Genomic DNA, 12,458 nt, shown 5'->3' on the forward strand with positions numbered 1-12,458 from the left:
ACAAATTTATATTAAATTAGGTTATAGCGAAGTTATCGTAAGCCTTTAAAGCTAAAATTCAACTGCGAAAGTTGAGTATTTAATTATTTGGGGGAGAGGAAATTGAATAATTCATGGAATAAAGTGATATATAAACTTTGGTCTCCAATTTACGATAAATTTTTCAATTCAGGACCTTTTCTTAACGCCAGTAGACAAATATTTCAAGAAACATACTTTAATAGCAAACAAAAAATACTATTTGTCGGCGTTGGAACAGGGGCTGATTTAGAATTAATAAATCACACTGAATTAGATATTACAGCAATTGACTTTTCAGCGGATATGCTAAGGAAGGCAAGAGCGAAATTCAAAACTTCTACTATTAAGTTTTTAGAAATGGATGCTCAAGATATGAGTTTTGACAATAATCAGTTCGACTTCGTTATTGGAAGTCTAATTCTTTCAGTAGTACCTAACGCAGATAAATGTTTTCAGGAAATGGCAAGAGTACTAAAACATGATGGGGAAATCATTCTATTCGACAAGTTTTCTTCTAAAGAAAACAATCTATCGTTACCGAAAAAACTGATCAGACCTCTAATTAAAGTTTTAGGAACTGACATTGGATTAAACTTTGAAGAATTGTATAAGAAACATACGAAAGAATTAAATGTGAAAGAAGACAGACCCGTAATGTTTAATGGCATGTACAGAAAAATAGTAGTGAACAAATATAGTGGGTAATCTTATTCTGTTATAGAAGTTTGGATTATTCCAGAAAAGGGCGCTTTTCTGTAACAAGGAAAGTGCCTTTCTTTATGTAAAGGGCCATTTAATTGAACAACACTTAGCAGTTAATTTGGATATTTATGTTAAAATAATTAGAGATTGTGAAGGATTGTACTTAAAGTAAACGAGCTGGATACTACAATAAGAAATCAATGATAAAATAGTTCTTAATGAATGTGATGGGGGTGGGAAAGATAAGATTTTTAGAAATAGTAACATCATTAATGATAGGAAGTAATATAATGTATGGCGGTGTTTTACTAAATGAATTTATTTTGCCAAATACATTTCTAATTACTTTGTTGTTTGTGGTATTCGCAATTATAGTTGCGAATAAAATCGGAAAAAGCCTATGGAGCGGACTTGCTACGGTCATATTATTCTTCTCTTTTCTTTCTATATCACCAAAAACATTGGAGAACCTGAAGAGTTTGGAATGATGACAGACCTACTTATTTATCAAGGAATAGTAGCAATTTTAACAACTATCACACTTGAACAATTTTCAAAGAAACAAAGGAAAAGTCAAGGAATGAATTAATTCCTTGTTCAACTAATGCGTTAGTTTAATAAGAATTATTAGATTTTATGAGAGAGGTCAGAATTTAGTTATTCAATTAAAGGGCCATTTAATTGAATAAATCTAACCGTTTCTAGAGGAAACGGTCAGATTAACGAGGGAAAGTTTATTCACTCGTATTTCTTTAAAACAATAGCTGCATTATGACCTCCGAAACCAAATGAGTTAGATAGCCCCGTATTTATTTTCAATTGGCGAGCAACAGATGGTACATAATCTAGATCACATAATGGATCAGGATTTTCTATTAATTGTTGGAGGAACTATCCCTTCCTTTAAACTCATCGCTAAAGCAATTGCTTCAACTCCACCAGCTGCCCCTAACATATGACCAAGCATAGATTTATTAGCTGTTACTGGAATTTGATAAGCTTGTTTTCCAAACAGCTGTTTAATAGCCATCGGAATAAGAAAATTAGTTATTTCCTGATATTGTCCCAAAAGATGTCTCATTACCATTATTTAAAAGTTTAACTTCCTCATAGTATTTATCTAAGTTCACTTTATAGAAAATCTCGTGTTCTAATGATGAATTTGAATAATCAGATGTTTCCTCACTCTTATATAATAAGTTTAATGTGTCATTTTCGCTTTCAATATCAAAGCCAGTAAAGTAGACAGCTTTTTCATCTTGAATAACATTTGACCCATTTAAGTATACAAATACAGCGTTATTCTTCTTATCAAGGTAAAGATGGACTCCATTTTCTTCTTTAACACCTTGAAAAAATGATCGAATATCTTTATTGATACTCTCTTGACTTACTTCTGAAAAGGACAAAGAAGAGTTTGCATTACATCCAGATAATGTAACAATACTCAACAGTATTAACAATATTTTTTTCAATATTATCCCCCTTTTTATTTCACTAAACTGCTTCAATAGTAGAAAAGCGACAGCTCTACTATCGCTTGTGGTTAGTTAAATTGTATTGTTTAAAAACTCATGTTTTTTCTGCGTTCCATTGATTTTGAGTATCCAAAACAATCTCTAAATAGCTTCCTGCCAATATATTTCTGAAAATTTTTGTGTTTATGTCTATAAAATTCGTTCCAATAGCTAATCATTCTATTATAGCTTTTGCAAAACGTTCCATGTTTTCAAGACAAAATCTCTTAATCCGTTCTGTGTCCTGTTCTTTTAGAATATCATAAGTCATTTCTAATATTTCTACGATATATTCATCACACACTTTTACGATATAAGGAATAGCCCAATCTTCATAATCCATCAAAAGCAATGATTTCAAATGCTTTTGGCGGACAAACCCATCACAACTTCTTGAATAAATGCAATGCATAATCATTTTTTGTCGTACACTTCAATAGTCTATAAATTCATCTGAAATATCAATGTAGTAAAATCGATAAGGAAATTTAATTACGTTATCATCTTGAAAATATTCAACAGTATCCTGAGATTCGCCAATAGTGACATTATTATGGTTTTTTTGAAGAATCAGTCCAATTACTTTAGTCACGTCATCTCTCAAATTGTTTGGAAATCCATCTCGAAACATACCATCACATCCCTACTTCGTAAAATGCTACAACAGTGTTGCTCTTCAACTCTTCTGCTCATACTTCAATAAAAGAATTACTGCTGTGTTCCAGTAAAGCACCCCGTTCGTATTATAAGGTTAACCAGATAAGAAAATATTTCTGGTTGACCTTTTTTTATATGGTCTTATTATAACAGTAGCCAGGGTAGAACGTAAGCGCCCGTGGGATTTAGCGGTGCTGAAGCAGTCGGAAGTTTTACCTTTTGGAAAAACAAAGAGTACTCTGTTCAAAAAGGCGAAAAGGGAATAAAAATATTAGTACCTACAAAGTATCAAACATTTGAACGTGAAGGGAAAAAATATCAAGTCGGTGTAAAGTATGCTTCGAAAGAAGAAAAAGAAGCAATTAAAAAAGGTGATATGAAAACAAAAGATCATATTGGCTATGTTGCTGGATATGTTTTTGACATATCACAAACAAACGCAAAAGCTGAAGATTTGCCCAGTATATTTCCTAACAGATGGATTGATGGAAAAGTAGAAAATTACGATGAAATGTTTCGATCATTAAAGGAATTAGGACGTAAAATAGATGTGGAAATCTTAGACAAGCCATTTCAAGAACTCGGGACTGCAAAAGGGTCTTATGTTGAATATCAAGTATTGAATAGTCGTGGAGAAATGGAAAATCGTAAAGCGATTGAATTAAACCCTTGCAATTCTGAATTGCATAATGTTAAGACAGTCATTCATGAGCTTGCACATGCAAAACTTCATGGTACTGAATCAGGTAATCATGATCGAACTCACCCAGAAAAAGAATTCCAAGCTGAAATGACCGCATATACAGTTTGCTCGCATTTCAATCTTGACACCAGTGATTATAGCTTGCACTATCTTCATCATTACATAGAAGATCATACACAGATCAATGACAAATTAGCATTATTAGAAGAAGTGAAAGGCACTGTTTGAGAACGCCTTAAGGCGTTTTAGTTGAGCTTGAGCCTTCAAGGCAATAACGTTTGTAGAATTCGATGATGCGAGGCTTGTAGTCAAGACGAATACGTTGTTTACATGTCTTCAATGTAAAAGGCTTATGAAATAAAGACTTTTTACTCCCAAGTATAGATAAATACGGTTTTGCTGGTGGTACCCCAACAGCCCCTCATGGCTCATTTTTTATGTGTGCCTCGCAGTCACACAATCTAGGTGGTTAAAATCCACACGGGAACTTTACCCTTTAAAGTTCCTAATCAGAAGTAGAAATCCCCAATTTAAAAAGAATGTTGACAACGATATTAAAATATTTTAATATCAATACAAAGAATAAAATTTAATCGATTAAATGGAAAGGGGATGAAGGGAATAATAATGCTATTTAAAGAGCATATTTTTGAAAGTTTTTTATTTATAATAAAATTTAATCGATTAAATGATTTTAGAATTTATTTTAACCAAGAGAATTCATCATAGTTATTTAATCGATTTAAATAACTATGATTCTTTAAGTAAGGGGAAATTGAGGAGTGTAATCGTTTTGGACATAAAAAAAGCTAACATAAAGGATGTCGCCAAAAAAGCCAATGTATCTACAGCAACTGTTTCAAATGTAATGAATTCTTCAAGATTTGTAAAAGAGGAAACTCGATTGAGGGTACTTAAAGCAATGGAAGAGTTGAATTATAGACCTAGTACAGTAGCAAAATCTTTGAAAGGTAAAGATACAAAAGTTATTGGTCTTATTATACCAATCCGGCCTAATGACACATCAGTAGATTTTTTCATCTCTCTTTCAAATGGAGTCGAAAGTGCTTTAAATAATGTTGGGTATAGGCTGGTAATTAGCAATTCTCATGAAAATTTAAAAAATGAGTTAGATCAAATTGATATGTATAATACACAATTTATGGATTATATTGATGGATTGATCATTGCTCCAACTTCTAAAATTGGAAATGAACCTACTGAATCTAAGAATATTAATTATCCTGTAGTTTATGTAGATAGAAAACCAAACACAAAAAATAAATTGGATACGATATACACTAATAACTACTTTGTAACCTACGAAGCTATCGAAATGATCTTAAAGAAAAAACGGAAAAAAATAGCTTTTATTTCAGGTCCAATAGATGTGTCAAGTACAATTGAGCGCTTTGAGGCATATAAAGATGTTTTGAGGAAATATCAGATTCCATTAAGCGAAGAATTAATATTTGTAGGAGAATCTTCATTTGAGTCTGGGTATGAAATAGCAAGTCAGCTTGTATCAAATCAAGAAATTGATGGAATTGTGGTAGTGAATAATACAATTTCGATGGGAGTATTCAAATATTTAAAAGAAAAGAATATCCAAATTCCAAATGATGTTTCATTTCTTTCATATGATGATTTTCATTGGATGGAACTAACAGAGCCATCAATTACAACTATAAAGCAGCCATCATTTGAAATGGGCCAAGCAGCAGCAAAGCTTTTGCTTGAAAAGTTGGAGAATAACAAAAAAGAACCAACAGAAATTTGTATTGAATCATCTATTATTTTTAGAAATTCCTTGTAAGAAGTAATTTTTAGACTACAAAATCGGGGGTTCAACATGAAAAAATTTAAAATGCTAATTAGTTTTTTATTGATTATTAGTTTATTTTTAGTTGGTTGTAGCAACGAGGATTCTGCACCATCAGCTGATGGTACTACAACAATTGATTTTGCGATTCATGTAGCAAATCCTACAGATCAAGAACCTGCATTTTACCAAGTAATAGAACAATTTCAAGCTGAAAACCCAGATATAAAAATCAATCTAATGGGAAAAGAACAACAAGAACATGTGAAAAATATCAAAATGATGTCTCAATCTGATAAACTACCAGATGTTTTTTGGATGTTACCAGCATCGGCAAAAGAGTTAGAAGAGGCAGACATGTTAATGGATTTAACAGAATTTATTGATAAAAATCCTGAAATTAAAGACTCTCTTAAAGAAAACATGTTAAGCACTTATAACAATAATGGTAAGCAATATGGATTACCTTATCAACCACTAGTAACAGGTTTCTTTTATAACCAAGCGCTTTTTGAAAAATATGGAGTAGGAATTCCAGAGACTTTTGAAGACCTAGTGGAAGCAACAAAAGTATTTGAAAAGAACGGTATTACAACGATTGCTAAAGGTGCTAAAGATCACTACTCAGTATGGGCATTTTTAACGATGCTTTCCAGATATGGATACTTTGATAAAATTGATGCCATCCTTGCTGGAAAAGAGAGTTACAACAATGCAGACTTTTTAAAATACTACCAAAAAATTGAAAAGTTAAGAAAATTGAAAGCGTTTCCTAAAAACGTTACAACACAATCTTATTTCCAAGCAGTTGAGCAATTCTTAAATGGTCAAGCTGCAATGTTAGATTCTGGAATGTGGGATGTGAAAAAAATTGAGCAAAGTGATATCGGTAAAGATGTAGGATTTTGGTGGGGACCAACTTTTGCTGATGGAGTCGATAATCAAAAAATAAGCTCAATCGTACCAGCTGCACCTTTGCTGGTTAGTAAAAAAGCTGGAGAGGATGAGACTAAAAAAGAAGCAGTATTCAAATTATTGAAGTTCTACTATGGTGAAGACGGAACACAAATCATGATAGATAACCAAGTGCCACCGATGACGAATGCTGAAGTAAACATTGATGAAACAGAACATCCAGTATTTAAAAAGTTAGTTGATCAAATACGCCTTGAAGATTGGGAAAGTCAACCAAACCAACCAGACCTAGTGGTTCCAGAATCAATGGCAAATGCTATGTACGACAGTATTTACGGAGTAATTAATGGAACATATACTCCTGAGCAAGCAACTAAAATTGTTGAAGATAAAATTTCAACAATCAATTAATATTAGTCATTAGCTAATGCAATATAAACGTTGCATTAGCTAATACAAAAGTAGGTGAAAGAATGCGATGGTATAGTAGTAATAAAAATAAAATACTGATGCTTTTACCAACGGTACTTGTATATTTAACATACATTATGATGCCAATTGTGATCGCGACGTATTATAGCTTTACAAGTTTTTCGGGAATTGGAACACCAAAATATATCGGACTATCTAACTATCAGCGATTGTTTAATGATCCAATTTTTATAATCGCATTAAAAAACACATTTATTATTCTAATCGTTACTTTAGTTATCCTTATCCCAGGTGCGTTCATACTTGCATTATTATTAAATAAAAAAACAAAAGGTATAGGAGCATTAAGGGCGATAAACTATTCACCTTCAATTATTGCACCAATCATGGTTGGTTTGATATGGGTATTTATTTTAGATCCGCAAATTGGTCTTATTAACACATTCTTGGAGAAGATTGGTTTAAGTCAATTGGCCTATGCATGGATTGGGGGAGAGACGTTAACCCCATATTCAGTGGCAATTGTACAAAGTTGGCAAAGCTTGGGTTACATTGCCACAATATTTTTAGCTGGATTAACGCTAGTTCCAGCAGAGCTTTATGAAGCAGCTGAGATGGACGGGGCGAGTAAATTCAAACAATTAGTCAATATCACAATTCCGTTATTAAATGAAACATTCAAGTTGAACATCATTTTAGTCATTACACTTTGTTTTAAAATTTTTGAAACAGTTCTCCAACTAACAAATGGTGGACCAAACCATTTGTCTGACGTTTTGGTAACTTATATGTATAGTACGACCTTTACTGATGGTGAGTATGGTTATGGAATGTCAATTGCAGTTGCATCATTATTAACTACAATTCTATTTACAGGATTTTTCCTTGGAATCTTTACATTAGGGAGAAGATTAAATAATAAGGAAGGGGTGTGAACAAGATGAAGTCAAATCATACTTCCCTAACGTCAATAAATCTTAAAGAGAAAAACACGAAAATATTATCCTATATCCTTACTTATGCTATTACCTTACTTGTAATGATTCCTTTTATTTGGATGATTGTATTGTCATTTAAAGAAAATCAAGAAATTCTAACAAATCCTTTTTCATTACCTGAAAGTTTTAATTTAGATAACTATAAGCGTGCTTTTGAAACATTAAATATGGGATTGCTCTACAAAAATACATTTATTATTGCTGTGGTTTCAGTATTCTTAGAAATGATTATCACCTTTATGAGTTCTTTTGCAATTAGCAGAATGATATTTAAACGAGATAAGTTAAAAAACGGTTTGTACTATTTATTAATTATCGGACTAGCGATCCCACCGTTTATCTTACTCTTTCCAGTGTATCGGATCACAATTTCATTGGGGCTGGAAAATACCTATTTATCACTTATATTACCTTATATTGCAACCTCAATTTCATTTAATACTCTGTTGTTTGTAGGATTCTTAAAGGATTTCCCTTCAGAGATTGAAGAAGCTGCTGTTATTGATGGTTGTAACTTATTCACACTATGTACAAAAGTTGTATTCCCAGTGGTAAAACCAGTGGTAATGACAGTATTTATCTTCAACATTCTTTATATATGGAACGAATTCCCATTTGCGGCAACGCTAATAAGTGACCCATCACGGATGACGATTCCTCTAGCAATATCAGAATTTAAAGGAAGATACAACATAGATTACGGTGGTATTGTATCAGCGAGCTTACTGTTTATTATTCCACAATTGATATTCTATGGAATATTCCAAAAACACATTATTAAAGGAATGACTGCTGGTGCAGTTAAAGGATAAAAAACATAATAATTGGAGGAAACAATACTATGAAAACTATTTCAAACGGACTTATGCAAAACTTAACAAGGCATGAAGATGTGAGATCAGCAAGGGTTTCAAGTTCTGATCAAACAGGAAAAAACCAAGATTACTGGTTAATTCCACCAAATGAGTCAGTGGTATTAGGAGAAATCGAAGGACCAGGCTGTTTAACACATTTTTGGATGACTTCATTCTGTAGAAAGATTATGGGACCAAGTATCGTTGAACCTGCTTTAGGAAGTAATGTAGCACCTGTAAATGAAATCCACAATGCATTAGGGGTTACTTGGGAGGAGCAAGATCCTTTCTACTATAGAAAAGCATTGATTAAAATTACTTGGGATGACCAAGACACACCAAGCGTGTTGGCACCATTTGGAGACTTCTTCTGTGTAGGTCATTCATTACCAGGAAACTTTGAATCAGCACCATTTAATGTTTCTGTTAAACCTGAGGAAGCAAATAAATTCGGTGCACCTGCAGCGTTAAACTGTTTCTTCCCAATGCCATTTAACAAAAAAGCGAAGATTGAAATTGTAAACGAAAATACATTACCATTTGGTCTATATTTCTATATTGACTATGAGCTATATAAAGAGGAATTACCCGAAGATACTGTTTATTTCCATTCAAATTGGCACCGTGAAAACCCTTGTGAAGGCTGGGGAAATGATCTACAGGTAAATAGTCCAGCGGTTCAAAGTGTTGCGAATTTATCTGGTGAAGGGAATTATGTGGTCTTAGAAACAGAAGGAAAAGGACATTATGTTGGTTGTAATTTATCTGTAAATCACTTCCAAGGAAGCTGGTGGGGTGAAGGTGATGATATGATTTTCATTGATGGAGAAAAACAGCCAAGTATTAATGGTACAGGTAGTGAGGATTACTTCGGGCACGCTTGGGGAATGCAGAAGAATGCTTTCTTATATAATGGTTCAATTATTCATGAAAGTGAAAAGCCAGGATACCAAGTATCTTATAGATTCCATATTGCTGATCCAGTTCATTTCTCTGAAAGCATTAAGGTTACACTTGAGCATGGTCATGCGAACCACTTATCTGATGACTGGTCTTCAACTGCTTATTGGTATCAAACATTACCATCACCAAAACTTGATATCTTACCAGTTGATGAAAGACTTCCTCATGTTGCTCAAATGCCAGAAGTAGTTCAAAAAGAAAAACCAGCATTAACAGAAGAGCAACAAAAAGCATATGAATTTGCGAGTAAATTAGTAGAATCATATGTTGGAGAAAAGTTAAATCAAATGGAAATTAAATACAACAAAACAAGAGAATCTCAAGCAGGAAATGTGGAGCATGCAAAACGTGTAAAAGGTACTCTTGGGAAATAATAAACACATAACATAAACTTTTTAATATTTACGTTGTAACTTACTTAAATATTTTGATTTATTATGAAAAGAGGAGATTGGTTGATATGGTTAAAGTGAACGATAGGCATATAGAAGCCCTTGAAAAAGCGAATCAAGAAATAGCACAGAAGAAAGATGTAATTAAAGAAAGCGCTTATCGATTAAATTATCATTTCATGGCACCTACTGGTTGGATCAATGATCCTAATGGATTTTCTCAATATAATGGAGAGTATCAATTATTCTATCAATATTATCCATATGATTCTAAATGGGGACCAATGCACTGGGGTCATTCGAAGAGTAAGGATTTGGTTTATTGGGAACACCTACCAGTTGCTCTAGCTCCCTCTGAATCCTATGATTCTGGTGAAGGTGTGCCAGGTTACGGTTGCTTCTCTGGAAGTGCTGTTGTAGACGGTGAAGAATTAGTACTAATTTATACTGGTCATGTGGATAGCAATGAACCGATGCAGGTTCAATGTATTGCGACTAGTAAGGATGGAGTTGCTTTTGAAAAGTATACTCAAAACCCTGTAGTTGCTAATTTTCCAGAGGATGGATCAAAGGATTTTAGAGATCCTAAGGTTTGGAAGCATGAAGATAAGTGGTATATGATTGTTGGTACAAAGAAGGATGGAAAAGGAAAGGCTGTTCTCTATGTTTCAGATGATTTAAGACTATGGAAGTATAAGGGTGTTGCGGCAGAAAGTGATGGGACACAAGGAGATATGTGGGAGTGTCCAGATCTATTCCCACTTAACGATACTCATGTGTTAATTGTTTCTCCAATGTATGGCACTCAAAATGAAAAGCCGTTTTATGTAGTTGGTGATATGGACTATGACAAAGGAGTCTTTACACAAGGAACTTGCACAACCTTAGATTATGGTTTTGATTTTTATGCACCACAAACTTTGGTAGATGATAAGGGCCGCAGAATCATGATTGGCTGGATGGAAAAATGGTTAACGAAAATGCCTTCTCAAGAGCACGGATGGGCCGGGGCAATGACGATTCCAAGAGAGCTAATATTAGAAGTAGATACCTTAAAACAAAAGCCTGTAGTAGAGCTAGCTGATTTAAGAACAGATTACAAGAAATTAGATGCATTTGAAGTAGCGGAAAAAACGACATTAAATGAACTACAAGAGGTAGTTTCTGAAACTATTATTGATTTTAATATTAGTGAAACTACAGCTACCCAATTTGGTCTTGAATTAAGAAGCTCAGAAGATGGAAGCGAAAAAACAGTCATTTTACTAGATCTTAAAAATAAAGAGATTGTAATGGATCGTTTACTTTCTGGTTGTGGTGAAAAAGGTATTAGTAAAGCACCACTAGTAGTAAAAGGTATCAGTGTTAATCTTCGTATCTTTATGGATACAACATCTGTTGAAATTTTTGTTAATGACGGAGAACAAGTCATTACAAATAGAATTTTCCCTGATGCTAATAGCAAACTTTTTAACATTTTTACACAAGGTGGAAAAGTTAGTGTTAATAGTATCGAATCATGGAAGTTGGGTTCTGTTTGGAATTAGGCGTTAAGCTAAATTGGTTGTTTAGGGAGGGAAATAATGTTAACAACCGAAGGTTGAATACCAGTTTTATCTTTTATGCCCCCAGAAACTCAAGTAAAGATTCTAGCCCATCAAGATCATGTTTGATACTAAAACTTTTACCGTAAGGTTTTCCCTTATCTAAAAAAGCCTGAACTTCACTTTCTCCTTTTGAAACATCCAGACCAACGACTGGATTCTGATGCTAGTCTAAATAGTGGACACGGTAAATTGGGAGAATATCAAGTATAATGATAACTAACATTTATCGGGAGTGTCCAAAATGAGAAAAACATTTGATGAAGAATTTAAATTAGAAGCAGTTCGTATGGTTAAAGAAGACGGAAAGAAAGTGGCAGAAGTTGCACGGGAATTAGATCTTGCCGAGCAAACGTTGCATAATTGGGTGACTAAATTTAACAAAGAACAAGAAGCTGGCTTTGTTGGTAGCGGGAACCTTAAACCAGCTGATCAACAAGCACGTGAGTTTCAAAAACGAATTCGTGATTTGGAAGAGGAAAATGCCATCTTAAAAAAGGCTATGGGCATCTTCGCAAAAAACCAGAAATAATTTATCACTTCATTGAACAACACCAACACGAATTCCGTGTAGCGAAGATGTGCGATGTCCTTGGTGTTTCTAAGAGTGGCTATTATGAATGGAAAAAACGTCCTAAAAGCCAACAAAAAATCCGTAAAGAAAAACTTACTGCTCAAATCAAACGTGAATACCTTGATTCCAGAAAAAATTATGGCAGTCCTAAAATCACTCAACAGCTCAATAAGAAAGGCATGAAAGTTTCTTAAAAAACTGTGACACGCATTATGAAAGAAAACAACATTCGATCAAAGACAGTCAAGAAATACAAAGCTACAACCAATTCAAAACATCATTTACCGATTTATCCGAATTTACT

The 12,458-nt window shown here is 33.5% G+C and carries 11 protein-coding genes and 3 pseudogenes; 10 read left to right on the top strand and 4 right to left on the bottom strand.

Features of this window, described 5'->3' with window-relative positions; translation table 11 throughout:
- Nucleotides 1–102 precede the first annotated feature (102 nt).
- Nucleotides 103–726 carry a class I SAM-dependent methyltransferase gene (locus PQ474_RS24745; protein WP_273848243.1) on the top strand — a complete coding sequence of 208 codons (624 nt, stop codon included), beginning with the start codon at nt 103–105 and terminating at the stop codon, nt 724–726.
- Between the two features lie 397 nt (nt 727–1,123).
- On the top strand, nt 1,124–1,312 hold the full coding sequence (locus PQ474_RS24750) for a hypothetical protein (RefSeq protein WP_273848244.1): 189 nt from the start codon (nt 1,124–1,126) through the stop codon (nt 1,310–1,312).
- Between the two features lie 149 nt (nt 1,313–1,461).
- On the opposite strand, the pseudogene PQ474_RS24755 reads toward PQ474_RS24750, so the two are convergent.
- The 3 genes and pseudogenes from PQ474_RS24755 to PQ474_RS24765 form a co-directional block, all read right to left on the bottom strand.
- Nucleotides 1,462–1,753 (bottom strand): annotated as a pseudogene (locus tag PQ474_RS24755) (beta-ketoacyl-[acyl-carrier-protein] synthase II); the annotation flags it as partial.
- Between the two features lie 13 nt (nt 1,754–1,766).
- Complete coding sequence (locus PQ474_RS24760; RefSeq protein ID WP_273848245.1) at nt 1,767–2,198, bottom strand: membrane lipoprotein lipid attachment site-containing protein; 432 nt, start codon at nt 2,196–2,198, stop codon at nt 1,767–1,769.
- A gap of 217 nt (nt 2,199–2,415) precedes the next feature.
- Nucleotides 2,416–2,658 carry a hypothetical protein gene (locus PQ474_RS24765; protein ID WP_273848246.1) on the bottom strand — a complete coding sequence of 81 codons (243 nt, stop codon included), beginning with the start codon at nt 2,656–2,658 and terminating at the stop codon, nt 2,416–2,418.
- A 417-nt stretch (nt 2,659–3,075) separates the two neighbouring features.
- Between PQ474_RS24765 and PQ474_RS24770 the strand changes: the two genes are divergently transcribed.
- The 7 genes from PQ474_RS24770 (at nt 3,076) to PQ474_RS24800 (ending at nt 11,523) form a co-directional block, all read left to right on the top strand.
- Complete coding sequence (locus PQ474_RS24770; RefSeq protein WP_273848247.1) at nt 3,076–3,828, top strand: ImmA/IrrE family metallo-endopeptidase; 753 nt, start codon at nt 3,076–3,078, stop codon at nt 3,826–3,828.
- A 565-nt stretch (nt 3,829–4,393) separates the two neighbouring features.
- Nucleotides 4,394–5,416, top strand: a complete 1,023-nt coding sequence (locus PQ474_RS24775; protein ID WP_273848248.1) for a LacI family DNA-binding transcriptional regulator — start codon at nt 4,394–4,396, stop codon at nt 5,414–5,416.
- A 36-nt stretch (nt 5,417–5,452) separates the two neighbouring features.
- Entirely contained in the window at nt 5,453–6,748 is a 1,296-nt protein-coding gene (locus PQ474_RS24780) for an ABC transporter substrate-binding protein (protein ID WP_273848250.1), read from the top strand.
- 62 nt (nt 6,749–6,810) lie between these two features.
- Nucleotides 6,811–7,704: a carbohydrate ABC transporter permease gene (locus tag PQ474_RS24785; RefSeq protein ID WP_273848251.1), complete on the top strand. Its 894-nt coding sequence runs from the start codon at nt 6,811–6,813 to the stop codon at nt 7,702–7,704.
- Between the two features lie 5 nt (nt 7,705–7,709).
- On the top strand, nt 7,710–8,579 hold the full coding sequence (locus PQ474_RS24790) for a carbohydrate ABC transporter permease (protein ID WP_273848252.1): 870 nt from the start codon (nt 7,710–7,712) through the stop codon (nt 8,577–8,579).
- A gap of 29 nt (nt 8,580–8,608) precedes the next feature.
- Nucleotides 8,609–9,958: a glycoside hydrolase family 172 protein gene (locus tag PQ474_RS24795; protein ID WP_273848253.1), complete on the top strand. Its 1,350-nt coding sequence runs from the start codon at nt 8,609–8,611 to the stop codon at nt 9,956–9,958.
- 86 nt (nt 9,959–10,044) lie between these two features.
- A complete protein-coding gene (locus PQ474_RS24800; RefSeq protein ID WP_273848254.1) occupies nt 10,045–11,523 on the top strand; it encodes a glycoside hydrolase family 32 protein in 1,479 nt (492 codons plus the stop codon).
- Between the two features lie 41 nt (nt 11,524–11,564).
- Here the strand turns inward: PQ474_RS24800 and PQ474_RS24805 are convergent.
- A pseudogene (locus PQ474_RS24805) lies at nt 11,565–11,725 on the bottom strand (IS110 family transposase); the annotation flags it as partial.
- A gap of 99 nt (nt 11,726–11,824) precedes the next feature.
- Here PQ474_RS24805 and PQ474_RS26745 point away from each other — a divergent pair.
- A pseudogene (locus tag PQ474_RS26745) lies at nt 11,825–12,458 on the top strand (IS3 family transposase); the annotation flags it as partial.

Source organism: Halalkalibacter alkalisediminis (genome assembly GCF_028610705.1).
GTDB classification, from domain to species: domain Bacteria; phylum Bacillota; class Bacilli; order Bacillales; family Bacillaceae_D; genus Halalkalibacter; species Halalkalibacter alkalisediminis.

What these genes read in the sequence shown, in the direction of transcription:
- PQ474_RS24750 (WP_273848244.1), top strand. Translation starts at nt 1,124, where the DNA reads ATGGAGCGGACTTGCTACGGTCATATTATTCTTCTCTTTTCTTTCTAT.
- PQ474_RS24765 (WP_273848246.1), bottom strand. Translation starts at nt 2,658, where the DNA reads ATGATTATGCATTGCATTTATTCAAGAAGTTGTGATGGGTTTGTCCGC.
- PQ474_RS24780 (WP_273848250.1), top strand. Translation starts at nt 5,453, where the DNA reads ATGAAAAAATTTAAAATGCTAATTAGTTTTTTATTGATTATTAGTTTA.
- PQ474_RS24785 (WP_273848251.1), top strand. Translation starts at nt 6,811, where the DNA reads ATGCGATGGTATAGTAGTAATAAAAATAAAATACTGATGCTTTTACCA.
- PQ474_RS24790 (WP_273848252.1), top strand. Translation starts at nt 7,710, where the DNA reads ATGAAGTCAAATCATACTTCCCTAACGTCAATAAATCTTAAAGAGAAA.
- PQ474_RS24795 (WP_273848253.1), top strand. Translation starts at nt 8,609, where the DNA reads ATGAAAACTATTTCAAACGGACTTATGCAAAACTTAACAAGGCATGAA.
- PQ474_RS24800 (WP_273848254.1), top strand. Translation starts at nt 10,045, where the DNA reads ATGGTTAAAGTGAACGATAGGCATATAGAAGCCCTTGAAAAAGCGAAT.